Genomic DNA, 25533 nt, shown 5'->3' with positions numbered 1-25533 from the left:
CAAGCGATGTCAGAAAGGAGATGACGATTTTATGAGAGCTCCTGGAGGGGCTCCCGTAGCTTGGAGGCGCGGCGCGGCAGAACGAAGAAGGTGTAGACGGGACCGGACAGGAGGTAGGCCGAAAAGAGCAGGAAGCCCATGAACCAGGGCTCCGAGGCCACCACCACGAACAGGAGCATGGCCGTGACCATGGCGCTGAAGGGATGGGCCTTGACCAGCCCGAATTCCTTGAAGGAGGCGTAGCGCACCCGGCTGACCATGAGAAAGGACAAGGCGTAGACCAGGCCCAGGCAGGCCTTGGGCACGACCAGGGCGGCGATCTCGCCGGGCAGGTAGCGCTCGAACATGTAGGACAGGGCGATCATGCAGCCGGCGGCCGGAATGGGCAGGCCGACGAAGAACTTTTTCGAGGTCGAGACCTTGCCGGCCATGACGTTGAACCGGGCCAGGCGCAGGGCGCCGCAGGCCACCAGCATGAAGGCGGCCAGGATGCCCAGGCGCCCGAACTGGGACAGCTGCCACTGGTAGACCATGATGGCCGGGGTGACGCCGAAGGCCACGAGATCGGACAGGGAATCGAACTGGACGCCGAAATCGCTGCTGGTGCCGGTAAGCCTGGCCACCTTGCCGTCGAGGCCGTCGAAGAGGCAGGACAGGAGGATGGCCAGGGAGGTCATGTCGAAACGGCCCTCGATGGCCCAGATGACGCCCAGAAAGCCGGCGAACAGGCTCGCCATGGTAAACAGGTTCGGCAGGATGTAGACGCTCCTGCGAGCCCGGCTCTGGGTGATCTTTTCTTCCATCGAAAACGCGCTTCTATTCGGCCTTTTTTGCCAGGACGGTGACACCGGCCATGGTCTTCTGCCCCATTGCGACGACCGGATGATACCCATGCGGCAAATAGACGTCAAGGCGCGAGCCGAACTTGATCATGCCGTAGCGCTCGCCCCGGGCCAGCCTGTCGCCGGGGGCGGCCTTGCACACGATGCGCCGGGCAATGAGCCCCGCGATCTGGACCACGGACCACTGGCCGCCCTCGGCGTCGCGCAGCACGATGACGTTGCGCTCGTTGTCCGTGGAGGCCTTGTCCAGGGAGGCATTGAAGAACTTGCCCGGGAAATAGCGCACCTCGGTCACCGTGCCGTCGACCACGGCCCGGTTCACGTGAACGTTGAAGACGTTCATGAAAATGCACACGACCTGGCGCGGCTCGCCGGTCAGCGGATCGGGCGCCTGGCCCGTCTTGCAGACCACGCCGTCGGCCGGGGCCACGGCCAGGCCGGGCTCGCGCGGCGAGGCCCGGTCGGGGTCGCGGAAAAAATTGAGGCAAAAGGCCGTGGCGGCAAGGAGAATGACGGCCGGCACGGGCCAGCGCAGCAGCGCCATGACGACGGTGGCCAGGGCGAACAGGCCGATTACGGGCCAGCCGTCGCGGGCGAAACCGAGGATGGGATTATACACGCGGCGCTCCAAGGGTCGGGCACACGGCGGCCAGGTCGCGGAAAAAGCCGGCCTCGTCCCGGTAGAGGATGGTGTGAAAGCCAAGCGAGGCGGCCAGTTCCACGTTGCGCGGCGCGTCGTCGATGAAAAGCGAGGCCTCGGCCCGGCTGCCCATGGCGTCCAGGGCCAGCTCGAAAAAGGCGGCGTCGCGCTTGGATACGCCGTAGTGGTAGCTGTTAAACACCTTGTCGAAATGGGAAAACACGTCGTGGCGGGCGTCGAGGCGGCCAAGCCACTCGGTCTGGTCGCTCAAGATGGCCGTGCGCATGCCGGCGGACCGGGCGGCGTCGGCCAGGGCGAACATGAGCGGGCGCGGCGTAAACCGCGACAGCACCATATCCGACAGCCAGGCGTCGGAGGCCGCGGCGGCGTCGATGTCGGTGGCTTCCCGAAAGGCCCGCCAGAAGCCGGCCTCGTCGCAGCCCCCCAGCACATAGCCCGTGCCCCAGGCCAGCTCGTAGGCCACGGGCACGAATTCCACGGGGTCGCGGCCCAGGCTGCGGGCGATGGCCGTCAGCCCCTCGCGAAAGCCCTCCTCGGCCAGGACGCCGCCAAAATCGAAAAAGATGGTCTCCGGGCGGCACAGCCCGTCAAGCACGTGATCCAAATCGCCTCCCGCGCTTCCCTTGCCGGCCCGAAGGCCGTAGTATCAGGGACGCCCGTTGGCCTTTAGCCGGTTCCCCGGCGTCGATCAAGCCGGGAATGGGAGACGGGAAACGAGAAGACCGGGGCGCCGCCCCGGACCCCGCCGGGGGCATGATGCCCCCCGAACCCCCTCGGCGGGGGGACGGCGGGGACATGGCGGTATCGCCCCGGGACGCGGGGCCGCCAGGGGAGAACGCCGCATGGCCGAGACGATCCGCGTGGGGGTGAGTGCCTGCCTGCTCGGGCAAAACGTGCGCTACGACGGCGGGCACAAGCGCGACGCCTATGTGGTCGAGACGCTGGGCAAATACTTCGAGTTCGTGCCCGTGTGCCCCGAGGTCGAATGCGGCCTGCCCGTGCCCCGCGAGGCCATGCGCCTCGTGGGCGACCCGGACGCCCCGCGCCTGGTGACCATCAAGACCGGGGTCGACCTGACCGAACGCATGCGGGATTTCGCGGCCCGTCGCGTGGCGGAACTGGCCGAGGCGAACCTGTGCGGCTTCATTTTCAAGGCCAAGTCCCCGTCCAGCGGCCTGACCCGGGTCAAGGTCTATGGCGACAAGGGCTCCCCCGTGGAACGCGGCACCGGGCTTTTCGCCAAGGCCTTCCTGGACGCCTTTCCCCTGATCCCCGCGGAAGACGAAGGCCGGCTGCACGACGACAAACTGCGTGAGAACTTCATCGAACGCATCTTCACCTTGAGCCGCTGGCGCGAGGCCCTGGCCGGCGATGGCCGCCGCAGCCTGCTGGCCCGGCTGATCGCCTTCACCGCCAGCCACAAGCTGCTGCTGATGGCCCACAGCCCGGAGATGGCCCGGCAGCTCGGCCGGCTCACGGCCGAGGCCAAGGCCTGGCCCACAGACGGCCTCAGGATTTCCTACGAGACCGTGCTCATGCGCACCCTGGCCCTGCCGGCCACCACCGCCAAGCACGTCAACGTCCTCGAACACATCGCCGGCTATTTTAAAAAACACCTCGATGCCGGGGACAAGGCCGAGCTGCGCCAATGCATCGCCACCTACCGGGCCGGGCACGTGCCGCTGATCGTGCCCGTGACCCTGTGCGCCCACTACGCCCGCAAGTTCGAGGTCGCCTACCTCCTGGGCCAACACTACCTGCGCCCCCACCCCGTGGAGCTCAAACTGCGCAACCACGCCTAGGCCAAAGGACCCCCATGCTCAAAGCGCTGCTGTTCGTGTTCGTTTCGGCCTGCCTAGTGGGCCTTTCCCCGGCCGTGGCCCGGGCGGCCAAGCTGCCGAGCGCCCGGGCCACGGCCCATGTCGTCGGAAAATTGACGGAATCGGGCCGCATCCACGGCCTGGTGGTGGGCTACGTCAACCCGTCGGGCCGGGTGACCTACGGCTTCGGCCGGGCGGGCGCGGACAAGCGGTCCAAGGCCCCGGACGGGCGCACGCTTTTCGAGATCGGCTCCATCACCAAGGCCTTTACCGGCCAGATGCTGGCCCAGGCCGTCATGGAAGGCCGGCTGCGCATCACCGACCCCATCCGGCTCTACCTGCCCCAGGGCGTCATCGACAAGGATTCGCCGCTTTACTGGGTGAGCTTCCTGGACCTGGCCACCCACACCTCGGGCCTGCCCGAGGCGCCGGACAACCTGCCCTCCACGGACCCGCGAAACCCCATGGCCGGCTATTCCACGGCCCTGCTCCTGGACTACCTCAAAACCGCCACGCTCCTGTCCCCCGTCGGCCGGGACTTCTCCTACAGCAACACCGCCGCCGGGCTCACCGGCTACATTCTGGCCCGGCTGTGGAATTCGGACTACGAGACCCTCGTCAAGACGCGGCTTTGCGCCCCCCTGCACATGACCGACACCACCATCGCCCTGTCCCCGGAGCAGGCGGCGCGCATGACCCGCGGCCACGCCACCGACGGCCAGGTGGTGCCCAACTGGGAGGTCACGGGCCTGGAGGGGGCCGGGGCCTTCCGGTCCTCGGCCGAGGACCTGCTGACCTTCGCCGCGGCCAACATGGGGCTTGTGCCCACGCCGCTGTTGCCGGCCATGAAGCTGGCCCAGCTGCCGCGCAAGCACGTGCCGGCCATCCCGACCCTGTACATCGGCCTTTTCTGGAACGTCATGAACTTCGGCGGCAAGGAATTCGTGCTCCACGCCGGCCGCTCGGGCGGCTATTTCGCCATCGTGCTGCTGTCCCCCGAGGACCAGGCGGCGGTGGTGCTTTTGTGCGACACCGAGGGCGACTTTTCCGACCAGGCCTGGAAGCTGCTGTCCCTGGTGGCCGGCAAGCGCCTGCCCTGACACGCCGGCAAGGGTGGAACCGATCTTGCATTTTCGCCCCCGGCACCGGCCCGCCGGCCGGGTCGCGGCCGGCCCTGGCCCCGGGGCGCACCCTCGGGGGGAACAGACGTCTATTTACATGCAACATCCAAGAATCATTACTTTCCCTTGAACAATACGACCGTCTTTTTCAAGGGGACGTAACACGTAGGGAGAAACGGATGGCCGCACAGGACGATTCGGAAAAGCTCGTCGGCGTCAGCGGCGAATTGGCCTCGCTGCCCCTGGAACAGGCCTGCCGCTACTACCACAACTACCTCGACGCCTTCCAGATCGACCTGCCGCTGGCGGTGTCGTTCGTCAACCGGATGCTGGCGGAAGATATTGCCGCCGCGCCGCCCCTGGCCCGCCGGCTCCTCGAACAGGCCATCCGCTCGGCCGTGCACCTGGCCCCCCTCGACCCCAACGTCCTGGGCCTGGGCATCTCCTCGGGCCTGGCCCCCGGGGCGGACCTGATCGTCAAGGTCCTCGAAGGCACCCATGCCGAGCCGGAGGTCTTCGATACCCTGCGCAAGGCCACCTTCAAGTTCCAGGGCGAGGAGATCCGGGCCATCTGCGAGAAGGTCCTGGCCCGCCACCCCATGGCCGTGCGCTACGCCGACCTGCTTTTAAACCTCGATTTCTACGAGGGCCGGCCGCCAAGCCAGGCCCTGTCGCGCTTTCGCTGCCCCAAGGTGCTCGCGCCGCTGTGGCACAAGCGGCTTTTCGGCCACCACGCCGCCATGGGCGACGACGCCGGGGCCTGGCCGCTGTGGGAGACGGTCAAGCCCCTGGCCGACGATCCCTTCACCCAGGTCCGGGCGGCGGAGATGTTTTCCCGGGCCGGCGACCTGGAGGCGGCCCTGGCCCTGTACGACCGGGCCATCGCCGCCGAGCCCCTGCAACGCCCCTTGGCGCTGCGCCGGGCCGAGCTGGCCGCGCCTTTTCGGCCGGACCACGGCCTGGTCGACCGCAGCAAGGTGTGCGTGTACCTCTACAGCTTCAACAAGGCGGCCATCCTCGGCGAGACCCTGGACAGCCTGCGCGGCTGCGCCATTGGCCCGGCGCCCATCACGATCCTTCTCAACGGCTGCACCGACGACAGCCTGACCGTGGCCGGCCGGGCCAGGGAGCTTTTCCCGCAAAACCCGGTGGAGATCATCAACCTCCCCACCAACGTCGGCGCCCCGGCCGCGCGCAACTGGCTGCTGGCCCAGCCGGCCACCCGGCAGCACGAGTTCGTGGCCTTCCTCGACGACGACGTCTACCTCCAGCCGGATTTCCTGGCCCACATGCTCACCGTTGCCGCAACGGATGCGCGCATCGCCAACGTCGGCTGCAAGGTCGTCTTCCCGGGCCGCTTCCCGCTGCTCCAGTACCTCTACCGCCACGTCTCCCTGACCCATCCCGAAGCCATCCGGGTGAGCCTGCCCACGCCGTATCAGCAGTACGACATCGGGCTGTACGACGTGATCCGGGAAACCCGCGTGGTCATGGGCTGCCAGCACCTGCTGCGCACGGCTTCGCTTGCCGACGCGCCGCATTTCGACATCCGCTACTCGCCCTCCCAGATCGACGACACGGACCACGACCTGCAACTGTGCCTGGCCGGCTGGAAGGTGGCCTACTGCGGCACGGTGACCTGCGTGCACCGCCAGGGCTCGGGCACCTCGGTCAAAAGCCGCCTCAACCTGGCCAGCCAGGGCAGCATCATGGGCAACGACCTCAAGTTCCACTACAAATGGCTGGACCGCATCCGCGAGATGGAACGCCTCGACGCCCTGTCCCTGCACGCCTGACCCACCGCCAGGCGCCTGGGCGCCAAGGGGCGCCAAGCCGGCCCCGGGGTCGGGCCCGGGGCCGACGCCCGATGGCGCCGCCTGGACCGGCGTCGCATCGAACGTTGCCCCCTGGAGGCGGGCGAAACGTCCCGCTGCGGCGCTGCGGCCCCTTCCCCGCAAGCGCCCCTGCCGCCCTGTCCGGCCGGCCGGGCGCGGTGGCGGGCTTTTGCGAAGCCCTCATTATTTCCGGCAGGTTACGGAAAAAATACGATCCAGCGCAATTTTCCGGTTGACGGGCCGGCCCGGATTTGGCAGTTATGCGCCTCGGCAACGGCGGCCGCCCCGCCGCTCCGGACCGGACGGAAAAAAGATCGAGAAAGAATTTGACAACCGGGCCGGACGCAAGTAGAGAAGTTGGTCTTTGGTAACGAGGCGGCATAGCCAAGTGGTAAGGCAGAGGTCTGCAAAACCTCCATTCTCCGGTTCAAATCCGGATGCCGCCTCCACAGCCGATCCCGAGCGGGAATAACTCAGTGGTAGAGTGCAACCTTGCCAAGGTTGAAGTCGCGGGTTCAAATCCCGTTTCCCGCTCCAACGAATTTCAAAGGCCGGCCCCAAAGCCGGCCTTTTTCTTTGCCTCCGGCCCCACTTTGCGGTAGGCAGCGCATTGCCTACCAAAACGGGAGTCAATCGTGAGCCGCAGCCTTTCCCTCGACGCCCCCCTGGACAACCTGCTCGACCAGGCCCGGTCGCGCTACGACGTGCGTTTCGAACCCGTGACCATCGACGGCCAGACCCTGGAGATCCTCCAGATCGCCGACCTGGAAGCCCTGCTCGACCGACTCGTGGCCACGGCCGGCACCGGCCCCATCGAACTGCCCTACTGGGCCAAGATCTGGCCGGCGGCCATGCTGCTCGCCCATTTCCTGCCCCACCTGGGGCCGGGGGAGGGCCGCAGCCTGCTGGAACTCGGCGCGGGCCTGGGCATCTGCGGCCTGTTTGCCGCCAAGCGCGGCTTTCGTACGCTCATCACCGACATCCACCCCGACGCCCTGCTGTTCGCCAAGATCAACATCCTGCAAAACGGCCTGGCGGACACGGCCGACGTGGCCAGGGCCGATTTCTCCGCCGACCGCCTGGGCCGCCGCTTCGACGTGGTCCTCGGGGCCGAGGTCCTCTACCTCGAGGACCTCTACCGGGGCCTGTCCAAGTTCCTGCTCGCCCATCTGGCCGCGGACCCGGCGGCCGAGGTGGTGCTGGCCAAGGACTACACCCGCAAGGCCACCCGCTTCCTGGGCCTGGCCGACCGGGAATTCCACATCGCCGAGCGCGTGGTGGGCTACAAGGAAACCAACCCCGAAAACGGGGAGCCCGAGCGCAAACTCTGCCAGATTTTCCGCCTGCGCCCGCGCAAGCAGGCGTGAGGCCCCATTGGGAAGCTTCCCGGCCACGATCCGAGCGAAAGCCTCCGGCGGCCAAAGGGCTCCCGCCCTTTGGAATCCCTTCACCAAGACAAACGGCTTTGGCCCCGTGTCGCCCCATCGGGCCGACGCCTTCCCCACCCCTGCCCCCGAGAGCCAACCATGGATAGCAGCCGTATGAAAGGCCTGACCTCCCGGCCCAAGGGCCATACCCTGGAACAGGACAAGACCTGCCCGCCGGCCGCGACCGTGGCCCGGGCCCGCCAGGCCTTCGCCCGCCTGGGCCGGGGCGTTCTGGCCGAAACCCGGCGCATCGACACCGGCCGGCTGGGCATTCCGGTCTACATGAGCCTGTGCGGCGAGGCGGCCAAGGCGGTCATGCCCACCCGCAAACAGATGGGCAAGGGCGCAACCCCTGTCCAGGCCGAGGCCTCGGCCCTGATGGAACTGGCCGAGCGCTTCAGCTTCTTTTCCTATTTCGCCGACACCGACCGCTTCGTGGCCGCCACCTGGACCGAGGCGCAAGCCCTGTTCGGCGAGGCCCTGTTTCCCCTCGAACTGATGCTGCGCAGTGTCGACGACGCCCTGGACCCGGCCGCCGCCCGGCGCGTGCTCGACCTCGTCCCCTGGGACTTCGTCCTGGCCCGGGACCTGGCCGGCGGGCGCGAGGTGGCCGTGCCGCTCAACTGGTTCAAGCTCCTCAATGAATTCAACGGCTCCTCGGCCGGCAACTGCTACGAGGAATCGGTGCTGCAAGGGGCCTGCGAACTTATCGAGCGCCACGTCTGCGCCGTCATCGACCGGGACCGGCCGACACTGGCCACCATCGACCCGGCTTCCTGCGCCGACCCGGTCCTGGCCGGACTCCTCGCCGCCTTTACCCGGGCCGGGGTCAAGGTCTGGCTCAAGGACATGAGCCTGGGCCAGCCCGTACCGACCGTGGGCGCCATCGCCTACGACCCGGCCACCTTTCCCCAGGCCTCGGAGATCGTCTTCACCGCCGGCACGGCCACCTCGCCCACCAAGGCCGCCGTGCGGGCCCTGACGGAAGTGGCCCAACTGGCCGGCGATTTCGAGACCCAAAGCAACTACGAGGCCTCGGGCCTGGCCAAATTCACGACGCTCGAGGCGGCCGCCTGGGTCATGGACGGGCCGGCCGTCCCCCTAAGCGCCCTGCCGAGCCTGGAGGCGGCGGACATCGCCGAGGAACTGGCGACCCTGGCCGAACGCCTGGCCGGGCGCGGCACGCCCCTTTTCAGCGTGGACACCAGCCATCCGGAACTGGGGCTTTCGGCCAACTACAATTTCGCCCCGGGCCTGCTGTTTCGCGAGCGCACCCCGGCGGCCAGCCTGGGGCTTTTCACCGGCCGGGTCCTGGCCGAGCAGTGCGACCCGGACACGGCCCGCCACGGGCTGGCCGTCCTGGCCGAGCTCTACCCGCAGGCGGCCTTCCTCCCCTTCTACGAGGGCCTGGTCGCCCTGCGCGGCGACGACCCCGAAGCGGCCCTGCCCTGTTTCGCCCGGGCCGAGGCCCGGGAAACCCGCGACGAGGACAAGGCCCTGGCCGCCTTCTACCAGGCCCACGCCCTGTCGCGCCTGGGCCGGTTCGAGGCCACCGTCCCCCACCTGGACCGGGCCATCGGCCTGTCGCCGGACGTCAAGGAATACCACAACCTGCGCGGCGTGGCCCGGTTCAAGGCCGGGGACTACGCCCGGGCGGCGGCCGACTTCCAGGCCGCCCTGGCCCTGGACGCCGGCTCGGCCATGGACCTGGCCAACCTGGGGCTGTGCCTGGAGCGGCTGGGCAATAGGGAGATGGCCGCCCACCATTTGCAGGCGGCCCTGAGCCTCGATGCGGACATCGGTTTCGCCCGGGAAGCCCTCGGGCGTCTCGAAAATGCCGCCTTTTGAGGAATCCTGTCACAACACTGCGTAATTATGGACATTTTTGTCATAAGCAGGCCGTCATTTCCGCGAAAAGCATTGACATCGACGGCTGTTCCGGTTTACGTTAAAAAAATAACACGGGAGCCGCTGTACGAAAGGGCTTTCCGCTTCCATCGACCCATCGGGCACCAAGGGTGCTCTGATTCATGGGTGAGGCCCCCCGCGGCGCGGGGCGGCGCGTGGGAACCGCCCGGTTATGTGACGACGTTCCGGGCGCTCGTCTCATCAACCTGTTAAGGAGGATGCGCATGGCTACTGTTGAGTACAAAGGCAAAACGTTCGAGGTCGACGAAGACGGCTTCCTGCAGAAATTCGAAGACTGGACCCTGGAATGGGTTGACTACGTGAAGGACTCCGAGGGCATCAAAGAGTTGACCCCGGAGCACAACAAGGTCATCGAATTCCTCCAGGACTACTACAAGAAAAACGGCATCGCCCCCATGGTGCGCATCCTTTCCAAGGTCACCGGCTTCAAGCTCAAGCACATCTATGAGCTGTTCCCGTCCGGACCGGGCAAAGGAGCCTGCAAAATGGCCGGCCTGCCCAAGCCCACCGGCTGCGTCTAGGCCAGCACTTCCTCGAGGAAAAAAGGCGGCGAGGCGACTTGCCGCCTTTTTTTGCGCCCGGGGGCGGACACAGGCCTCGTCCCCGGACGGTGCCCCGACATCCGCCGCCGGTTCGCCTTGAGGCGGCCTGGGGGCTTTCGTGACAGCCCCGTTTTCACGGGGCGCGCCCCTACGCTTTGGGCTTGGCCGCGGGCTTCGGTTTGGCCTTGGGCTTCTTTTTGGATTTGGGCTTTTTGACCGGCAGCTTGCCTTCCTCGGCCAGTTGGAAGAGCTTGCGCTTTTTCGAGTCGAAGGTCAGGGCCGTCTTGATGGCGGCCAGGGCCACGGCGGCAATGGACAGGATGATCACCAGCCCCTTTTGCAGCTGCCATTTCTGCTGGTCCATCATCTGGGCCATCCAGCCCTGGCCCGAGCGCTGGAACAGGTAAACGAAGGCCGGCACCAGCACCAGCGACAGCCCAAGGCCCGCCACCTCCATCCACAGGAAGTTGCGGCCAAGCAGCATGCAGAAAAACGTCGAATCCCGCACGATGCGCAGCGTGATCAGCCGGGTGCGCAAGGTGCGGATGCGCTCGTCCACCTCGGGCAGGTATTCGCGGCTTTTGTGGAAATTGTCCGCCTCGTCCATGGTCGTGGTGCGCATCCAGTTGAGCTTGGTGGCGCTGAAATTGAAATCGTTGTTGAACTCGCGCAAAAGCGTGGGAAAGGGAAACCAGGCCGCCTCGCGCTGCACGCTTTTGAGGTCCTCGAACTGCCGGGCCTGGTTTTGCTGCATGGCCTTGACCTCGGCCTCGACCTTCTTGCGCACCGCTTCCTGGATCTCGGCCAGGCCACTTTCCAGCCGCTTGAAGGCCACGTAGTTGCCGACCTTGCCCAGGGCGGTCAGGGCCTGGACCCGGGCCTCGGCCTCCACCAGGTACGGCTCGCCGGCCAGGAAGCGTTCCCGCAACGATTCCCACAGCGTCCCCAGCGTGGCCAAAAGCGCCGTGGTCTCCTCCTGGGCCTGCTTCCAGATCCGCCACAGCGCCGCCAGGATGTGCTGGCGGCCGCGCTCCAGTTCGGGGTCGATCATCACCCGGTTGAACAGGGAGGGGTCGTTGGGAAGCAACTGGCCGAAAAGCTGCATGCCCTGGTCGGTGAACCCCATCTTCACCAGGCACACGCCCTGGCGGTAGACGGGTTCGGCCCAACGGGGGCTTTCCTTGAGCACGTCCCGGTACAGGCCGATGGCCTTGTGGACCTCGCCCTGGACCTCCAGGGACCGGGCCTGGAGCCACAGGAAATAGGCGCGCTGCAAGGCGGTGTAGCACAGCCGGCCGGATTCCTGCCAATAATACACGGCCTTGACCCAGTCGCCGGCCTCCATGGCGGCGAACCCCTGGAGCGACTTGGGCTGGTAGGCCCGGGGATACTTGGTCAGGGCCTGGACCATGAGGTTTTCGTAGTTCTCGTTGTTGCGTTCCTTAAGGGCCGTCAGCGCCTCCCAGTAATAGTCGCCCTCGCGCGGGCCGAGCTGCTCCAGGCCCGCCGGCAGGTCCTTGCCCCGCGACCGCCAGACCACCTCCAGCGTACGCAACTGGCAGGCCAGGTCGATTTCGAAAATGGCGGCCAAAAGCGTGTCCATGTCCTCCTTGCCGGTGACGCGCCTGGTCATCTCGGCCACGGGGTCGGCGGCCAGGGCGGCGTCGAGCTTGCCGGAAAGCTCCTCCAGGCCGTTTATGGACAGCCGGCCGAACCGCTCCCAGACGTCGGGCCGGGGGCCGGCCAAGGTCTTGGACGGGCAGTGCCGGGGTTCGTGGTTGCTTAAGCCGCAATAAAAACACAGCCGGGCATCGGCCACGGACAGGCGCGACGGCAGGGGCACGGCCAGGGAGCCGGCGGTCGGGGACTCCTCGCCGGCATCGAGCAGGCTCACGTTGCACCAGTCGTCGATGTTGCTGCCCCGGGACAGGGCCCGGGCCTCGTGGATGCAAAACTCCTCGCCCAGGAGAAAGGCCGAGCGGTAGCTCATGTGCGGGAAATCCGGGGTCAGCCGGTCCCAGTCCAGGCCCAGGCGGCGCGGCAGGTCCTTGCCGAAGGTGCGGCCCTTGGTCGGCACCAGGGCCATGACGCTCGGCCAGTAATGGCCGGCCTCGCCTTCTTCCTTGAGGCGCATGATCCGGGAGACGGTATCCCGGCACCAGGTCCGGAACACCCGCAGCCCCGGCGCCTCGAAGAGCAAAAACCCTTCGTGGCGCTGGAACTTGAGCCCCAGCCGGTCGATGACGTCGTAGAGCTCGGCCGCGATGTTGCGCCAGCCCTCGGCCGTGTCCCGGGCCAGGGGGTCGCCCAGGGGGCGCAGCACGCCGTACCAGGACAGGCCCGATTCGTAGGCCAGGCCGGGGTCGGCCTCGAAGCGCTCGAAAGTCACCCGGGCCAGGCCCGAGGCCGGCTTGATGGGGGCGCTGGACAGGCCCGGGTTGACGGCCAGCTGGGTCTTGAGCGCCGGGTGGATCAGGATGTCGAGCTGCTCGGGCGGAATGACGTGCTGGCGCGAGAGCTCCACGGAGATCGACAGGGTGCGGTCGAACTTCTGGCCCACGAGCAGCGAGGCCGGAAAGACCTCGATGAAAATCGGCATGGGGTTGACCCGGCCCCAGACATGGATGCGGGCCAGGGCCCGCAAGCCCTCGTCGCCGCCAAAAAACCACAGGGCCTGGCCCAGGGCGTCGGCCATGCGGAAGCCGCCGTAATCGAGCAGCATGCCGTCGAAGGCCGGGTCGAGCTGGCCTTCCCAGGCCACCCAGACGCCGATGCCGGTGTGCACCATGCGCGAAGAGGCGACATGGGGCAGCTTATCCAGGACATTGGTGATGTAAAGCGTGGACAACGGCGCGTTTCTCCCTTACTTGGCGGCCATGGACATCTCGAAAACCATCGCAATGCTCAAGGCCGAGCCGGGCTTTCTCGAAAAGGTCGGCATGGTGCTCGTGCACAACGGTGTGGCCCGGGCCACGTCGCGTAACGGTGCCCCGGTGGGCCGCCTCGAAGTCACCGTGGACCAGGACCTCGTCGAGGCCATACGCCGCGAGGGCGAGGCCATGCCCGGCATGTTCCGGGTCCTGGTCGAAGCCCGGGCCGGCACCTTCGTGCCCGGCGACGACCTGCTTTTCATCATCGCGGCCGGCGACATTCGTGAAAACGTCCTGGCCGGGCTCACCCAGACCCTGACCCGCATCAAGGCCGAGGCCATCAAGAAAAAGGAACTCGCGCCCTAGGGCGCCGTTTCCCCGGCCTCCCCGACCGGCCCGGCCGCCGCCGCGGCCAGGTCCAGCACCCGGGCCGCCTCTTCCGGCTTGTCGCGCTTGAGGCAGCCCTTGGCGTAGCACAGGGCCTTGCGGCGCAGCTCTTTTTTTATGCACGACGCGTGCCAGGGAGAAACGTCCTCCCGGCCAAGCAGCCCCAGCAGGGACCGGATGCGGTAGAGGTCCTGGCCGATGTGGCTGGCCGAGAGCTGGTCCGGCCGGCCGCCGTGGCGCACGGCCAGGTCCTCGGCCAGCAGGCCCACCGGGTGGCGCAGCAGGGCCCGCAGCCACAGGTCGTAGTCCTCGCAGGCCGGCAGGCTCTCGTCGAAGCCCCCGACTTCCTCGTGAAATTCCCGCGTGAACATGACCGTGGACGGGCTGACCAGGCAGCGCGTAAGGGCCAGCTCGAAAAAAAAACCGTCCGGCTTGGCCTGGGCCTTGCCGGGGTTGACCCGCTTGCCGCCGCGCATCCAGATCTCCCGGGTCTGGCTGATGGCCAGGCCCCGCTGCCGCATGAACGCCAATTGCCTGGCGGTTTTCTGGGGCAGCCAGGCGTCGTCGGAATCGAGCAGGGCCACATAGGCCCCGCGCGCCACGGCCAGGCCGGCGTTTCGGGCCGCCGACACCCCCCGGCCCGGATCGAGCCGCACCATCGTCAGCCGGGGATCGGCAACGGCCGAAAGCACCGCCGCCGTGTCGTCGGTCGAACCGTCGTCAACGACAATGACCTCCAGGGGCGCGTGGGTCTGGGCCAGGGCCGAGGCCACGGCCCGGCCGACCAGGCCGGCCCGGTCCCGGGTGGGGATGATGGCCGAGACCAGGGGGGATGCGGCGGCACTGCCGTTTTGCCGGTCCATGGCGCCAGTCTACATGCCCGGCCCCGGGCTGCCAAGGCCGGCCCTTTCCAGCCGCCCGGGCCTGGGGCATAGTGCCCGGGCCGCCTTTCCAGACGCCGCCCAGGGAGGTCCGCCGCCATGTCCGCCGTGTTCACCGATCCCGTGCGCGCCTATCGCCGGGGGCTGCTTGGCCGGCCCGGCGAGACGGCCTTCCAGGTGGTGGTGGCCCAGACCGACCTGTTCGTCCTGGCCGAGCGTGACCTGTCCCGGGAGGTCGCGGACTTCGTCTCCGCCCTGCGGGCCCAGCTTTCCACCTTCATCCTGCTGCGCCCGGATTTTCGCGAATCCCTGGCCCCGGTGGCGATCGGCCCGGACGCGCCGGCCATCGCCCGGGACATGGCCGAGGCGGCGGCGCGTTTTGGCGTCGGCCCCTTCGCGGCCGTGGCCGGGGCCTTTTCCCAGGCCGTGGCCGACCGTTTCGCTCCCCTTTCGCCCAATCTGGTGGTGGAAAACGGCGGCGACATCTTCCTGCGCTCGACCACGGCGCGCACCGTGGCCTTGCTGGCCAGGCCGGTGGAGGGAACGCGGCTGGCCCTGGAATTTCCCGTCTCGAAACTGCCGGCGGCGGTGTGCGCCTCCTCGGCCACGGTCGGGCATTCCCTGAGCCTGGGCCAGGCCGACATGGTGACGGTGGTGGCCGACCGGGGGGCGGTGGCCGATGCGGCGGCCACGGCCCTGGGCAACAGGCTGGTCAGCCGGGCCGACATCGAGGGCGTGCTGGCGGCGGCCGAAGGCATGCAAAAAAGCGGTGTGCGCGGGGCCTTCGTCCAGATCGGCGAGATGGTCGGGCTGGTCGGCGACCTGGAGCTGGCGGCGATTACGCCCTGAACGCTTCCCACGGGCCGCGATCCGTGTCATAACGGGGTAAAATCCACCCCAACCGGTTCGGCCACCATGCTCGATTCGGAAAAGACCAGGGAGCAGCTCCTCGCCGAGCTTGCCGCCGCCCGCCGGCGTATCGCCCGGCTCGAAGCCCGGGCCACTGCGCCGGACAGCGACTGCACGCCGACCAATGTCACGGCGGACTTCTATTTGAGCATCCTCGACGACGCCCCGGCGCTCATCTGGCGGGCCGGCCCGGACGCCAAATGCGACTGGTTCAACGCCACCTGGCTGGCCTTCACCGGCCGGGCCATGCACCAGGAAATCGGCGACGGCTGGGCCCAGGGCGTGCACCCCGGCGACTTCGACCGCTGCCTGGAGACGTACCTGCGCGCCTTTTCCGCCCGGGAATTTTTCGAGATGGAATACCGGCTGCGCCACGCAAGCGGGCAATACCGCTGGATCCTCGACATCGGCTGTCCCTTTCTGGAGCCCGGCGGCAGCTTCGGCGGCTACATCGGCTACTGCTACGACATCACCCAGCGCAAAAAGGACGAACGCTTCCGCCTGGACGTGGAGCGCATCATCCGCCACGACATCAAGACGCCGCTTCATTCCCTCAAGACCCTGACCCAGCTTCTGTTCGCCGACGTCAAGGACCCGGAACTCGCGCCCCTTCTGCCCACCCTCTACCGGGCCATCAACAACGTCATCAACCTCGTGGATTCCACGGACAAGGTCATGCAGCTCGAGCACGGCCGGTACGTGCCGCCGGCAACGCCCCTCGACCTGGCCACGGTGGTGCGCAGGGCCGTGGATTCCCTCACCCCCCTGGCCGGGGCCGCGGCGGTGGCCCTGATCGCGGACATTCCCCCCGCGGACCGCCATTGTCGGCCCTGCGCCGCCACCGGCGACGAGGTGCTCCTGGAAACGCTTTTCGCCAACTGCCTCAAAAACGCCATCGAGGCCTCGCCGCCCGGGGCGCAGGTGCGGCTTTCCTGCCACTGTGCCGGGAACACGGGCCGCGTCGACATCCACAACCAGGGCGCGATCCCCGAAGCCATCCGGCCCACCTTCTTCGACAAGTACGTGACCATGGGCAAAGCCCACGGCACCGGGCTTGGCACCTACAGCGCCCGGCTGATCGCCCGGGCCCACGGCGGGGACATCATCTTCACGACCTCGCCCGAGGCCGGCACGACCGTGGCCGTGCGCCTGCCCCTGGCCGCCGCCGAGGCCTCGCCGGGGAGCGCCCGCGACACGGCCGCCCCTTAAAAAAAACGAACGCCGGGCGCGTGTGCGTCCGGCGTTCGCCCGGCCAATGGCGGCCTCCCCCTAGCTGGTGATGGCGGATACTATGTCGTAGCGCGCCTTGTGGCCGGCGGCCTGACGGCACAACCGGCCGGGTCCCGGCGCGGGACAGTCCGTGGCGGGGTCGCAGCGAAAAATATCAGGCATGGATGCTCTCGATGGTCCGCTCCAGTTCGCGCCCCAGCGGGGTCTTGAGCGACAGGTGTTTCTCCAGGGCGGTGATGCCCTTGACCACCGTGGAATGGCGGCGGTTGAAGCGGTTGCCGATGTCCACCAGCGACAGGTCGGTGTGCTGGCGGGCCAGCAGGAAGGCGGTGTTGCGGGCCAGGACGTACTGGCGCTTGCGCGACTTGGACACGAGCTGGTCCGGGGAGAGGCGGTAGACGTCGCAGACGTAGGAGACGATGTCGTCCAGGGTCAGGGGCCGGCTGGACACGTCGTAGTGGCGCAGCACGTCCCAGGCCAGGTCCACGGAGATGCGGCAATTGAGCAGCCGGGCCTTGAGCACCAGGTTTTGCAGGCAGCTTTCGAGCTGGCGCACGTCGGCGTGGAGCTTGTCGGCCAGAAGCGTCGAGACGGCGTCGGGCAGAAGCACCTGGTGGATGGCCGCCTTGCTTTCCAGGATGCGCTTGCGCGTGGCCAGGTCGGGCTTGTCGATGACGGCCAGAAACCCGGAGGAGATGCGCGACAGGAGCTGGGCATCGAGGCCGGACAAGTCCTTGGGCAGGAAGGAGCTGGTGAAAACCAGGCGGCAGCCCCGGGAATTGAGGGCCTTGAGGGTATTGAGCAGTTCGTCCTGGATACGCGGCTTGTCACGGAAAAAGTGCACGTCCTCGAGCAGCAGCACGTCGACGTTTTCGCGGAAAGCGGCCTTGAACCGCTCCACCTGCTTGGTTTTGAGCGCCAGGACCAGGCGGTTGGCGAATTCCTCGGCCGACAGGTAGGCCACGCGCAGATTGCGGCCGGCCTCCAGGCCCGCGTGGCACAACTGGCGGCCCATGGACTGGATGAGGTGGGTCTTGCCCAGGCCCGGGGCGGAACTGATGAAGAGCTGGTCGGCGGACAGGGACATGTCGCAGATGCCCCGGCTGGCCACATAGGCCAGTTCGTTGCTCGGGCCGACCACGAATTCGTCGTAGCTGAAGCGAAACCGCGCGGCGTCGGTGTCCGGGGCTTTGGGGACCATGGGCAGGGTCAGGGGCTTGGGGGCGCGGGTGGCGCGCGGCGCGGCGCCGGTGGCGGTGGCGGTGATGCGGCCGGGAGCGGCCGCGGCCTGGGCCCGGGCTTCGACCACTTCCACCCGGGGGCGCGCGCCCATGACCACGGCAGCGGCGTCGGCCACGGCATCGGCCAACCGCTCCCGCACCCAGGACGCCACGAAGGCGTTGGGCGCGGCCAGTTCCAAGACTCCGTCGCGGGCCCGGGCCGCGAGCGGCTTGATCCAGAGGTTGTAGAGTCCGGGGCTTAAGGTCGTTTGGAGGAGCTGCTTGGTTTTGGGCCAGATCGTTTCCATGGGGGGCACCTTAAGGAGGGGCGGCCCCGGGGCAAAGGCTGATTAGGCGCCGGAATAAGGGGGTGGCCCCTTTGGTTCTCTACAACGCAACCAGCCGGCATTCCTAACGATTCCGGAGGACCCAGCCAGGACGGGGTTTTCGGGCGCTTGCGCGAGGCCGCACGGGGCAAGGCTTTGCGGCCGGGGGGGGGCCTTATGCACATTTGTGAAAGTGTTTTCCACAACAATGACTCGCGTTTTCTCAATTTTACGCACCGTGGATTTATTTTTTTCGTCTTCCAACAAGCTATTTTGGGGTTGACCAGCGGGAAAACCCGCCCCGCCCTTGCCGATCCGGCCCCACAGCCCCCGGGCGCTCATGCACACGACACGAACAACACCATAAATTCATTATAAAAAAAAGATTATCCCGCATCTGTGACCGTTTGGAAACGGAAAACGAAAAAAGCCCGTCACCAAAGGCACGGGCTTTTTGGGGGGCCAAAAGAGCGAAAATCGGGATTTACACGGAACTACGCGGAATTTCCGCCAGGCGCGGGAAGCGGCCGCAACTGAACCGTTCCTCCTCCGGGCAATAGCCCAGGCGCTCGCAACGCGCCCCGGCCCGGGCGAAGATGACCGGCAAAGCCTCCCGGCACAGCCCCAGCATGGCCATGGCCATGGCCCGGATCTCCCACTGGGCCCGCAGGCAGCAGCGCAGCTCGAAAAAATGCAGCAGCGACCGGCAGTTCATGGTGACCACAATCTTGGTCTCGCAGGCGTTGGGCAGCACGAACCGGGCGTCCTCGTTGGCCTTGGCGCCCCGGCCGTGGCGGGAAAGGATCTCCTGGAGCTCGGCATAGGCCGCGCCGGCCCGCTCCATGGCCGCCTCGAAGCGCTCCCGGGCCTCGGGGATGGCGGCGACGGCCGGCGGCAGGACGTAGTCGAAGCCGGCCGCGTCCACGTAGCGCTGGGACTGCTGGGAGTAGCTGGCCAGGCGATGGCGCACGAGCTGATGAGTCAGCGCCCGGGACACGCCGGCCACGGCGAAGCTGAACGACACGTGCTCGATGGGCGACTCGTGGCCCGAGGCCAGGATGCGGCCGACGAAATCGGCCTGCTTTTCCGGAGGGATTTCGCCCGCAAGCAGCCGCGGCCACAGGTCGGCCACATCGCCCGGGTGGTAGCATTGGCGAAAGGCGGCGTAGATCAGCGACAAGGCGTCGGGGGTGTGGGCGAGCAGGGTCACCGATTGGCTGATGGCGGGCATGTCAGTCGAGCATTCCTTTCTTGATGTGGGCATAGGCCTTGGCCGTGGCCACCCGGCCGCGCGGCGTGCGTTTGATAAGCCCGCACTGGATGAGGTAGGGCTCGTAGATCTCCTCGATGGTGCGGACCTCTTCACTGAGGGCCACGGCCAGGGTCTTCACGCCGACCGGCCCGCCCTCGTAGTGGCCGATGATGGTTTCCAGGATCTTGCGGTCCATCTGGTCCAGGCCGTGGGGGTCCACGTCCAGGCGGGCCAAGGCCTCGCGGGCGAGCTCCTCGTCCAGGGTGGCCGCGCCGGCCACCACGGCGAAATCGCGCAGCCGGCGCAAGAGCCTGCCGGCGATGCGCGGCGTGCCCCGGGAGCGCTGCCCCACCACCAGCGCCCCGCCGGGCGTGATGCCGATGCCGATGATGGCGGCCGCCCGGGAGACGATGCGCGAAAGCTCCTCGGGCGAGTAAAAATCCAGGCGAAAAATCACGCCGAAGCGGTCGCGCAGGGGGGAGGTCAAAAGCCCCAGCCGGGTGGTCGCGCCAACCAGGGTGAAGGGCTCGAGGTCGATGCGCACCGTGCGCGCCCCGGGTCCCTGGCCGATGATGAGGTCGAGCTTGAAATCCTCCATGGCCGGATAGAGGATCTCCTCCACGGCCGGCGGCATGCGGTGGATCTCATCAATAAAGAGGATGTCCCCCCGGCGCAGGTTGGTGACGATGGCGGCCAGGTCGCCGCAGCGTTCGAGCACGGGGCCGGTGGTGGTCACCAGGTTGACGCCGAGCTCCGAGGCCATGATCTGGGCCAGGGTCGTCTTGCCCAGGCCCGGCGGGCCGTAGAGCAGGCTATGGTCCAACGGCCGGCCCTGCTCCTGGGCGGCGCGCAAAAAAACCCGCAAATTGGCCCGCAGGTCGTCCTGGCCAATGAAATCATTGAGCCGCGACGGCCGGATGCTGTCGTCCGGGCCGGCGGCGGGGCCGGCGGATACTTGGCAATCGTCGTTCATGACTTCTCGGCGGCCAGGCGCTTGAGGGCCTGGCGCAACGCGCCGGCCACGTCGAGGTCGGGTTCGGCCTCGAGCACGGCGGTGGCCACGCGCCGGGCGTCGGCTTCAGGATAGCCCAGATTGGCCAGCCCCGCCACCACGTCGGCGGCAACGCCCGGGCCAAACCCGGCCGGCGCGGCCAAGGAAGCCGCCGTGGCCGCCTTGCCTTCGAGTTTGTAGGTCAGCTCGATGAAAATCCGCTGGGCGCTTTTTTTGCCGATGCCCGGCACCCGCGTCAGGGCCTCCATGTCGCCCGTGGCCACCAGCCGGGCCAGGTCGTCGGCGCCGTAGCACGAGAGGATGGCCAGGGCCGTGCGCGGCCCGAGCTTGGTGATGCCAAGCAGCAGCCGGAAGGTCTCTCGGTCCTCCAGGCTGGCGAAGCCGAAGAGCTCGAAGGCGTCCTCGCGCACTACGGTGTGGACGAACAGGGAGCAAGCCCCGCCCGTGGCCGGCAAGGCGGCGGCGGCCGGCGCCGGCAGCTCCAGTTCGTAGCCCAGGCCCCCGGCCGTCAGCACGATAACGAAGCGTTCGCGCCGGGCCACGACCCGGCCTTCGATATAGCCGATCATCGCGCCCCGCACAGGCGTGTCAAACGCCTCTGGTTCAGGTGGCACACGGCCACGGCCAAAGCGTCGGTCGCGTCCGCGGCGAAGGTTTCCCGGCATGCCAGCACCCTGGCCACCATGAAGGCCACTTGGGATTTCTCGGCCCGGCCAACGCCCACCAGGCTCTTCTTGATGACCGTGGGCTCGTAGGAAAATACCGGCAGCCCGGCCACGGCGCAAGCCGCCAGGGCCGCGCCCCGGGCCTGGCCGAGCTTGAGGGCCGTGCCCGGGTTTTTGGAGACGAAGACGTTTTCCACGGCCGCCTCCACGGGCTTGTGTACGGCAATGAGCTCGGCCACGGCACTGTAGATCACGCCCAGGCGGCGGCAAAAATCGGACTCGGCCGCCGTGCGCACGACGCCCGCGGCCACCAGCTCCAGCACGCCCGAACGCTCGCGCACGAAGCCGTAGCCCGTGACCCTGGAACCCGGGTCAAGCCCAAGCACGATCTGTTGCGCGGTGCCTTGCATCTCGTTTCATCCGTGAAGGGAGTCAGGGGTGGAGGCCTCCGGCGGCCAGAGGGCTTGAGCCGCTCTGCGCGCATGCCTCGGAGAAACCACTTTTCTCCAAGCCGTTAGGGCAACGTACGCCGCCCTCCCTTTCCCCCTTGCGAGGGGGTCCGGGGGGCATCATGCCCCCCGGCGGAGAGGTCCAGGAGAGGCAGCGCCTCTCCTGGCGGGGTCCAGGGGCAGCGCCCCTGGTTAGCCCAGCAATTCGTCGGGCAGATCGCCGTTGGTGTGGACTTTCTGCACGTCGTCGTTGTCTTCGAGCATGTCGATGAGCTTGAGCAGCTTCTGGCCGTTCTCGACGTCCAGGGACACGGTGTTGGCCGGCATCATGGCCACCTCGGCGTCCTCGGACACCATGCCGGCGGCCTCGAAGGCGGCGGTGAGGGCATCGAAATCCTCGGGGGCGCAGTGGACCTCCCAGACGTCGCCCTCGTCGGCGATCTCCTCGGCCCCGTGCTCCAGGCCGACTTCCATGAGGCTGTCCTCGGTAAAGGACGCCTTGGGGAAGGAGAACACGCCCTTTTTGGAGAACATCCAGCCCACGCAGCCGGCCTCGCCCATGGCGCCGCCGCCCTTGGCCAGGATGTGGCGCACCTCGGCCACGGTGCGGTTGCGGTTGTCTGTTGCCGCCTCGACGAGGATGGCCACGCCGCCCGGACCGTACCCTTCGTACATGACCTCGTCGAAGTTTTCGCCGGCCAGTTCCCCGGTGCCCTTCTTGATGGCCTGCTCGATCTTGTCCTTGGGCAGGTTGACGGCCTTGGCCGCGGCAATGGCGGATTTCAGGCGATTATTAAGGGCCGTGTCGGCCCCGCCGGCCCTGGCGGCCAGCATGAGTTCCTTGGTAACCTTGGTGAAAAACTTGCTCTTCTTGGCGTCCTGGACCGACTTGCGGGCCTGGATGTTGTGCCATTTGCTATGTCCGGCCATTGGGAATCCTCACTGCATGAAAAACCGGGCGCCCCGGTTGCTTGTCGTTGCGTCTCGCCTTGCCCTATCCGTTGGTGGCCGGCCCGCCGCCGGCGGGCAAGGGCGGCGGGTCGGGCTCGGGCAGCTCGGCGGCGCTGGGGCGAAAACCGGTGGCCACGTAGAAGATTTCCTTGCTCTCGGCCCGGGAGCTCTTGGGCTTGACCACGCGGACCTTGTCGAAATACGCCCGCAACCCCTTCTGGAAGGCCGGGGCGTCGGGACCCTGGAAAATCTTCACCACGAAGGCACCGCCGGGGGTGAGCCGGGCCAGGGCCACGCCCAGGGCGGCCTCGCACAATTCCAGCGACCGGGCCTGGTCGGTGAACTTCACCCCCGTGGTCTTGGGGGCCATGTCGGACAGCACCACGTCGAAGGGGCCCAGGCGGGCGAAGGCGTCGCGGATGTCCGGCCCCGGATCGAGCATGTCCCCGGTCAGGTAGGTGACGTTGCCCGGAAAGGCGACCCCGGCCTCGTTGAGGTCGACGGCCAGCACGCGGCCCGTCTGGCCGACGCGGCCGGCGGCGTAGAGCGTCCAGGAGCCGGGGCAGGCCCCGAGGTCGAGCACGGCCGCGCCCGGCACAAGCAGGCGCAGGGGCTTGTCGATCTCCTCGAGCTTGTAGACCGACCGGGCCGGGTAGTTGTCCTGTTTGGCCTTCTTGAAATAATGGTCGCGGTACGTTTTCATGGCGGCTGCCCGGGATACCGTTATCCGAAACAGGTTTCAAGGGAAAGACGTCCGTGGCGGCCGGGCACGGGCGGCCCAGGCAGCCCTTGCCCGGCGCGCCAAAAGCCTTATTTCCCGGCAAACACCAGCCAAAAGGACATCCCCGTGGCCGTCATCAGCCAAAAAACCTTGTTGCGCGCCCTGCACTGGGCCTGGTCCCGGGCCGAAAAGGGCCTGCCCGGCCAGGAATCGGCCGCTTCCCTGGCCGCCCGGCACATGGACCCGGCCGAGCCCCTGGAAAAACGCCTGCGCGCCCTGGCCAAAAGCCACAAGCGCCGGGCGGCGGCCACGGGATTTCTGGCCAATTGCGGCGGGTTGGCCCTGCTGCCGGCCGGCCTCGCCGCCAACCTGGCCGGCACGCTGTTCGTCCAGGTGCGCATGGTCCAGGCCATGGCCATCGTCTGCGGCCACGACCTGGCCGATCCCCGGGTACGGGCCCTGTGCGGGCTGTGCCTGTGCGGCTCCAAGGCGGCGGAAGTGGCGGCGGCCGGCGGCGCGGCCCTTGGCGGCAAGGTCACGGCGGCGCTTTTCGAGCGCCTTGGCGCCGACACCGTCCGGCGCATCAACGAACTGGTGGGCCTGCGGCTTGTGGCCCAACTGGGGGAAACGGGGCTTTTGGGGGCTTCCCGGCTCGCCCCGGTGGTCGGGGGTCTGGTGGGCGCCTCCATCAACGTGGCGGCCACGGCCGGCATCGCCCAGGCGGCCATGGCCCTGCTGGCCGACACCCCGGCCCGGCCCGCCCCGGCCGACTGAGCCGGCCGCCTTCCCCAAGCCCAACCGCCCAAGCAGGCGCCTGGGGCGTGGCCGGCCCCGCCCGTGAAACGCGGCTCGGCTTTTTCGCGGAAAACACCCTCCGGATCGCCTTTTCCGAAAAACCCCGGCCTGTTTTCGCGGCTGGCGAGCCCGCGTCAGTTTTTTTGCGGCAAGCGCCAGGACGGATCGTAGCGCCCCTGCCGGGGCCGGCGCGAGGTGGCGCCATGCAGGCCCCGGCGGATCATGTACAGGAGCCGGCGGGTGAATTTGGCCGCCCAGGCGTCGCAGGCCTTGTCCTCCCGGATGCGCTCGACCATGGTGGCGGCGGCCGGCGGCGTGCCTTCGCGCCGGGCGATGCGGCGGCGCAAGGCGTAATGGCCGAGTTCGTCGGCCAGGGCCATGGTCTTGCGGAAATCGCGCACGGACCGGTTGATGTAAATGTGATAGCGGTCGTCACGAAACAGCAAAAAACCCCAGCTATCGATGTCGTCGACCTCGGTGACCTTGAGGTCGGGCCGCTTTTCGGCCAATTCGAAAAGCCTGGCCAACAGTCCCGCCATACCCGCTCCTTTGCCGGCCGTGGCCGACCACAGGAAAATAACCCAGCCAGGGCATCCGTCAAGACGGGACGTTGTGGGACGGTTGCGGGACGGCGGCGCGAATGATAGAGAGATTGGGCCATTAGGGGCGTCCCGTCGCCTGATGTATCCAGGGCTAACGCCATGGCGCTGATCGAATTCAAACGCTGTCCCCACTGCGGCAAGCCCACCTGGCAGGAATTCATTCCCCAGGCCCCGCCGGCCCTTTCCTATTGGCGTTGCCGCGATTGCGGCGAACGGCGCGACGCCGAGCGCATCAGCGTCGGCAACGGGGCGCTGCTCAATCGCGGCCGCGTCCAGACCGAGGAAGTCTGCGCCGACGTGCTCATCGTGGACATCAGCCGGCGGGGAGCCCGGCTGCGCTGCCACGAGGACCTGCCCGTGCGCGTGCACCTGGGCCAGCGCCTGCTTTTCAACCCGCAGCTCCAACCCTTCGGCGAACTGGCCCGCTACCAGGCCGCCATCGTACGCTGGCTCAAGAACGACGAATTCGGCATCTGCTTCGAGCGCCCCCTGGCCGTGTCGCACCTGGACATCACGCGTATCGTCAAAAATTGAGGCAGGCGGCCGGCCAGGCCGTCACACCGGCGTTGCGCCCGGCCGCCCGAGGGGCTATCATGGCCCAAAGCCCCAGCCGGTCGGCGGCCAGGGCGCAAGGCAAGGCACGGCGCGGCCCATGCAGGACTACGAAAAGATTCGCCACGCGGTCAAAACCGGGGACAAGATCATGGAACTGGCCGCGTCGCTGGGCCTCGACCCCCGGCGCAACACCATCAAGGACCTGGCCGACAGGCTTCTGGAAAACGCCCTGGCCGAGCTGGACGCCGAATCACCCACCACGGACTGAGCGCCGGCCGGGCCGCCCAACCCCTTTGCGACCCTGCACCCTGTTGGTGCCCGGGTGCGGATGAGCCCAACCGCCCCACGCCCTTGCCGGCCCTTTCCCCTGTTTGTGGTTTGGTGCCGGGCGGGCCCAACCGGCCCACGCCCTGCCCGTCCCCGCACCCCGGGCAGGCCGCGCGTCGCGGGCCACGTGCCGCAGCGCCTTTCCGGCTCGGCCACAAAAAAAGCCCGGCGCGGCGCACCGGGCTTTTAGAAACGGAACACCCG

Annotated in this window: 26 protein-coding genes and 2 tRNA genes; 14 read left to right on the top strand and 14 right to left on the bottom strand. The window is 67.8% G+C overall.

Annotated elements, in window-relative coordinates; translation table 11 throughout:
* Positions 1-29: 29 nt before the first annotated feature.
* From pssA to ACP59X_RS06885, 3 genes are read right to left on the bottom strand one after another with little or no spacing between them, the layout of a single operon-like run.
* A complete protein-coding gene (gene pssA / locus ACP59X_RS06895) occupies positions 30-803 on the bottom strand; it encodes a CDP-diacylglycerol--serine O-phosphatidyltransferase (RefSeq protein WP_428566835.1) in 774 nt (257 codons plus the stop codon).
* 13 nt (positions 804-816) lie between these two features.
* The gene (locus ACP59X_RS06890; protein ID WP_428566832.1) at positions 817-1461 is read right to left on the bottom strand and encodes a phosphatidylserine decarboxylase family protein; all 645 of its coding nucleotides are present in this window, start codon (positions 1459-1461) and stop codon (positions 817-819) included.
* A complete protein-coding gene (locus ACP59X_RS06885; protein ID WP_428569817.1) occupies positions 1454-2098 on the bottom strand; it encodes an HAD family hydrolase in 645 nt (214 codons plus the stop codon). Before ACP59X_RS06885 ends, ACP59X_RS06890 begins: the two co-directional genes overlap by 8 nt.
* Before the next feature lie 247 nt (positions 2099-2345).
* Here ACP59X_RS06885 and ACP59X_RS06880 point away from each other — a divergent pair, with 247 nt between their 5' ends.
* The 8 genes from ACP59X_RS06880 to ACP59X_RS06845 all read left to right on the top strand — a co-directional run bounded on the left by ACP59X_RS06880 (position 2346) and on the right by ACP59X_RS06845 (position 10156).
* Positions 2346-3305, top strand: coding sequence for a YbgA family protein (locus ACP59X_RS06880; protein ID WP_428566829.1), 960 nt, complete (start codon positions 2346-2348; stop codon positions 3303-3305).
* A gap of 14 nt (positions 3306-3319) precedes the next feature.
* Positions 3320-4423: a serine hydrolase domain-containing protein gene (locus tag ACP59X_RS06875; protein ID WP_428566826.1), complete on the top strand. Its 1104-nt coding sequence runs from the start codon at positions 3320-3322 to the stop codon at positions 4421-4423.
* Positions 4424-4623: 200 nt separating this feature from the next.
* A complete protein-coding gene (locus ACP59X_RS06870; RefSeq protein ID WP_428566823.1) occupies positions 4624-6240 on the top strand; it encodes a glycosyltransferase in 1617 nt (538 codons plus the stop codon).
* A 413-nt stretch (positions 6241-6653) separates the two neighbouring features.
* Positions 6654-6728 (top strand) — tRNA-Cys (locus ACP59X_RS06865).
* Between the two features lie 13 nt (positions 6729-6741).
* Positions 6742-6816 (top strand) — tRNA-Gly (locus ACP59X_RS06860).
* 98 nt (positions 6817-6914) lie between these two features.
* On the top strand, positions 6915-7646 hold the full coding sequence (locus tag ACP59X_RS06855) for a class I SAM-dependent methyltransferase (RefSeq protein WP_428566818.1): 732 nt from the start codon (positions 6915-6917) through the stop codon (positions 7644-7646).
* A 159-nt stretch (positions 7647-7805) separates the two neighbouring features.
* Positions 7806-9554 carry a YcaO-like family protein gene (locus ACP59X_RS06850; RefSeq protein WP_428566813.1) on the top strand — a complete coding sequence of 583 codons (1749 nt, stop codon included), beginning with the start codon at positions 7806-7808 and terminating at the stop codon, positions 9552-9554.
* Positions 9555-9838: 284 nt separating this feature from the next.
* The gene (locus ACP59X_RS06845; protein WP_006921540.1) at positions 9839-10156 is read left to right on the top strand and encodes a TusE/DsrC/DsvC family sulfur relay protein; all 318 of its coding nucleotides are present in this window, start codon (positions 9839-9841) and stop codon (positions 10154-10156) included.
* 169 nt (positions 10157-10325) lie between these two features.
* Here the strand turns inward: ACP59X_RS06845 and ACP59X_RS06840 are convergent, their stop codons facing one another.
* Complete coding sequence (locus ACP59X_RS06840; protein ID WP_428566808.1) at positions 10326-13025, bottom strand: tetratricopeptide repeat protein; 2700 nt, start codon at positions 13023-13025, stop codon at positions 10326-10328.
* A 28-nt stretch (positions 13026-13053) separates the two neighbouring features.
* Here ACP59X_RS06840 and ACP59X_RS06835 point away from each other — a divergent pair, with 28 nt between their 5' ends.
* Positions 13054-13413, top strand: a complete 360-nt coding sequence (locus tag ACP59X_RS06835; RefSeq protein WP_428566803.1) for a molybdenum cofactor biosynthesis protein MoaE — start codon at positions 13054-13056, stop codon at positions 13411-13413.
* On the opposite strand, the gene ACP59X_RS06830 is transcribed toward ACP59X_RS06835, so the two are convergent.
* Complete coding sequence (locus ACP59X_RS06830) at positions 13410-14297, bottom strand: glycosyltransferase family 2 protein (RefSeq protein WP_428566800.1); 888 nt, start codon at positions 14295-14297, stop codon at positions 13410-13412. The genes ACP59X_RS06835 and ACP59X_RS06830 overlap by 4 nt on opposite strands.
* A 117-nt stretch (positions 14298-14414) precedes the next feature.
* Here ACP59X_RS06830 and ACP59X_RS06825 point away from each other — a divergent pair, with 117 nt between their 5' ends.
* Positions 14415-15164 carry a UPF0280 family protein gene (locus ACP59X_RS06825; protein ID WP_428566796.1) on the top strand — a complete coding sequence of 250 codons (750 nt, stop codon included), beginning with the start codon at positions 14415-14417 and terminating at the stop codon, positions 15162-15164.
* A 66-nt stretch (positions 15165-15230) separates the two neighbouring features.
* Positions 15231-16433: a PAS domain-containing sensor histidine kinase gene (locus tag ACP59X_RS06820; protein WP_428566793.1), complete on the top strand. Its 1203-nt coding sequence runs from the start codon at positions 15231-15233 to the stop codon at positions 16431-16433.
* A gap of 60 nt (positions 16434-16493) precedes the next feature.
* On the opposite strand, the gene ACP59X_RS06815 is transcribed toward ACP59X_RS06820, so the two are convergent.
* From ACP59X_RS06815 to ACP59X_RS06780, 8 genes are all read right to left on the bottom strand, one after another.
* Positions 16494-16616 (bottom strand): hypothetical protein, encoded by a 123-nt coding sequence (locus tag ACP59X_RS06815; protein WP_428566787.1) that lies wholly within the window; start codon positions 16614-16616, stop codon positions 16494-16496.
* Positions 16609-17982 (bottom strand): chromosomal replication initiator protein DnaA, encoded by a 1374-nt coding sequence (locus ACP59X_RS06810; protein ID WP_428566784.1) that lies wholly within the window; start codon positions 17980-17982, stop codon positions 16609-16611. Before ACP59X_RS06810 ends, ACP59X_RS06815 begins: the two co-directional genes overlap by 8 nt.
* 502 nt (positions 17983-18484) lie before the next feature.
* Positions 18485-19231: an FAD-dependent thymidylate synthase gene (thyX, locus tag ACP59X_RS06805; RefSeq protein WP_428566779.1), complete on the bottom strand. Its 747-nt coding sequence runs from the start codon at positions 19229-19231 to the stop codon at positions 18485-18487.
* A 1-nt stretch (position 19232) separates the two neighbouring features.
* Entirely contained in the window at positions 19233-20225 is a 993-nt protein-coding gene (gene ruvB / locus ACP59X_RS06800) for a Holliday junction branch migration DNA helicase RuvB (RefSeq protein ID WP_428566776.1), read from the bottom strand.
* The gene (ruvA, locus tag ACP59X_RS06795) at positions 20222-20833 is read right to left on the bottom strand and encodes a Holliday junction branch migration protein RuvA (protein ID WP_428566773.1); all 612 of its coding nucleotides are present in this window, start codon (positions 20831-20833) and stop codon (positions 20222-20224) included. The genes ruvB and ruvA overlap by 4 nt, the downstream gene beginning before the upstream one ends.
* Positions 20830-21339, bottom strand: a complete 510-nt coding sequence (gene ruvC, locus ACP59X_RS06790; protein ID WP_428566770.1) for a crossover junction endodeoxyribonuclease RuvC — start codon at positions 21337-21339, stop codon at positions 20830-20832. Before ruvC ends, ruvA begins: the two co-directional genes overlap by 4 nt.
* A 231-nt stretch (positions 21340-21570) precedes the next feature.
* Positions 21571-22308, bottom strand: a complete 738-nt coding sequence (locus tag ACP59X_RS06785) for a YebC/PmpR family DNA-binding transcriptional regulator (RefSeq protein WP_428566767.1) — start codon at positions 22306-22308, stop codon at positions 21571-21573.
* A gap of 64 nt (positions 22309-22372) precedes the next feature.
* Positions 22373-23032, bottom strand: coding sequence for an RlmE family RNA methyltransferase (locus ACP59X_RS06780; protein ID WP_428566763.1), 660 nt, complete (start codon positions 23030-23032; stop codon positions 22373-22375).
* Between the two features lie 144 nt (positions 23033-23176).
* Between ACP59X_RS06780 and ACP59X_RS06775 the strand changes: the two genes are divergently transcribed.
* Complete coding sequence (locus ACP59X_RS06775; RefSeq protein WP_428566760.1) at positions 23177-23824, top strand: EcsC family protein; 648 nt, start codon at positions 23177-23179, stop codon at positions 23822-23824.
* A gap of 155 nt (positions 23825-23979) precedes the next feature.
* On the opposite strand, the gene ACP59X_RS06770 is transcribed toward ACP59X_RS06775, so the two are convergent.
* Complete coding sequence (locus ACP59X_RS06770; RefSeq protein ID WP_428566756.1) at positions 23980-24384, bottom strand: ImmA/IrrE family metallo-endopeptidase; 405 nt, start codon at positions 24382-24384, stop codon at positions 23980-23982.
* Positions 24385-24546: 162 nt separating this feature from the next.
* On the opposite strand from ACP59X_RS06770, the gene ACP59X_RS06765 reads away from it, so the two are divergent.
* Entirely contained in the window at positions 24547-24981 is a 435-nt protein-coding gene (locus ACP59X_RS06765) for a PilZ domain-containing protein (protein ID WP_428566752.1), read from the top strand.
* Between the two features lie 118 nt (positions 24982-25099).
* Positions 25100-25270, top strand: a complete 171-nt coding sequence (locus ACP59X_RS06760) for a hypothetical protein (protein ID WP_428566748.1) — start codon at positions 25100-25102, stop codon at positions 25268-25270.
* Positions 25271-25533 lie beyond the last annotated feature (263 nt).

Origin of the sequence: Solidesulfovibrio sp. DCME (assembly GCF_049995385.1) — a bacterium.
In the GTDB taxonomy this organism is placed as follows: Bacteria; Desulfobacterota; Desulfovibrionia; order Desulfovibrionales; family Desulfovibrionaceae; genus Solidesulfovibrio.
This window is presented reverse-complemented; position numbering and strand designations above follow the sequence as displayed.

Bases quoted from the DNA above. Each gene is read 5' to 3' on its own strand.
- pssA (WP_428566835.1), bottom strand. From the start codon at position 803: ATGGAAGAAAAGATCACCCAGAGCCGGGCTCGCAGGAGCGTCTACATC.
- ACP59X_RS06880 (WP_428566829.1), top strand. From the start codon at position 2,346: ATGGCCGAGACGATCCGCGTGGGGGTGAGTGCCTGCCTGCTCGGGCAA.
- ACP59X_RS06875 (WP_428566826.1), top strand. From the start codon at position 3,320: ATGCTCAAAGCGCTGCTGTTCGTGTTCGTTTCGGCCTGCCTAGTGGGC.
- ACP59X_RS06870 (WP_428566823.1), top strand. From the start codon at position 4,624: ATGGCCGCACAGGACGATTCGGAAAAGCTCGTCGGCGTCAGCGGCGAA.
- ACP59X_RS06850 (WP_428566813.1), top strand. From the start codon at position 7,806: ATGGATAGCAGCCGTATGAAAGGCCTGACCTCCCGGCCCAAGGGCCAT.
- ACP59X_RS06845 (WP_006921540.1), top strand. From the start codon at position 9,839: ATGGCTACTGTTGAGTACAAAGGCAAAACGTTCGAGGTCGACGAAGAC.
- ACP59X_RS06835 (WP_428566803.1), top strand. From the start codon at position 13,054: ATGGACATCTCGAAAACCATCGCAATGCTCAAGGCCGAGCCGGGCTTT.
- ACP59X_RS06830 (WP_428566800.1), bottom strand. From the start codon at position 14,297: ATGGACCGGCAAAACGGCAGTGCCGCCGCATCCCCCCTGGTCTCGGCC.
- ACP59X_RS06825 (WP_428566796.1), top strand. From the start codon at position 14,415: ATGTCCGCCGTGTTCACCGATCCCGTGCGCGCCTATCGCCGGGGGCTG.
- ACP59X_RS06820 (WP_428566793.1), top strand. From the start codon at position 15,231: ATGCTCGATTCGGAAAAGACCAGGGAGCAGCTCCTCGCCGAGCTTGCC.
- ACP59X_RS06815 (WP_428566787.1), bottom strand. From the start codon at position 16,616: ATGCCTGATATTTTTCGCTGCGACCCCGCCACGGACTGTCCCGCGCCG.
- ACP59X_RS06810 (WP_428566784.1), bottom strand. From the start codon at position 17,982: ATGGAAACGATCTGGCCCAAAACCAAGCAGCTCCTCCAAACGACCTTA.
- thyX (WP_428566779.1), bottom strand. From the start codon at position 19,231: ATGCCCGCCATCAGCCAATCGGTGACCCTGCTCGCCCACACCCCCGAC.
- ruvB (WP_428566776.1), bottom strand. From the start codon at position 20,225: ATGAACGACGATTGCCAAGTATCCGCCGGCCCCGCCGCCGGCCCGGAC.
- ruvA (WP_428566773.1), bottom strand. From the start codon at position 20,833: ATGATCGGCTATATCGAAGGCCGGGTCGTGGCCCGGCGCGAACGCTTC.
- ruvC (WP_428566770.1), bottom strand. From the start codon at position 21,339: ATGCAAGGCACCGCGCAACAGATCGTGCTTGGGCTTGACCCGGGTTCC.
- ACP59X_RS06785 (WP_428566767.1), bottom strand. From the start codon at position 22,308: ATGGCCGGACATAGCAAATGGCACAACATCCAGGCCCGCAAGTCGGTC.
- ACP59X_RS06780 (WP_428566763.1), bottom strand. From the start codon at position 23,032: ATGAAAACGTACCGCGACCATTATTTCAAGAAGGCCAAACAGGACAAC.
- ACP59X_RS06770 (WP_428566756.1), bottom strand. From the start codon at position 24,384: ATGGCGGGACTGTTGGCCAGGCTTTTCGAATTGGCCGAAAAGCGGCCC.
- ACP59X_RS06765 (WP_428566752.1), top strand. From the start codon at position 24,547: ATGGCGCTGATCGAATTCAAACGCTGTCCCCACTGCGGCAAGCCCACC.
- ACP59X_RS06760 (WP_428566748.1), top strand. From the start codon at position 25,100: ATGCAGGACTACGAAAAGATTCGCCACGCGGTCAAAACCGGGGACAAG.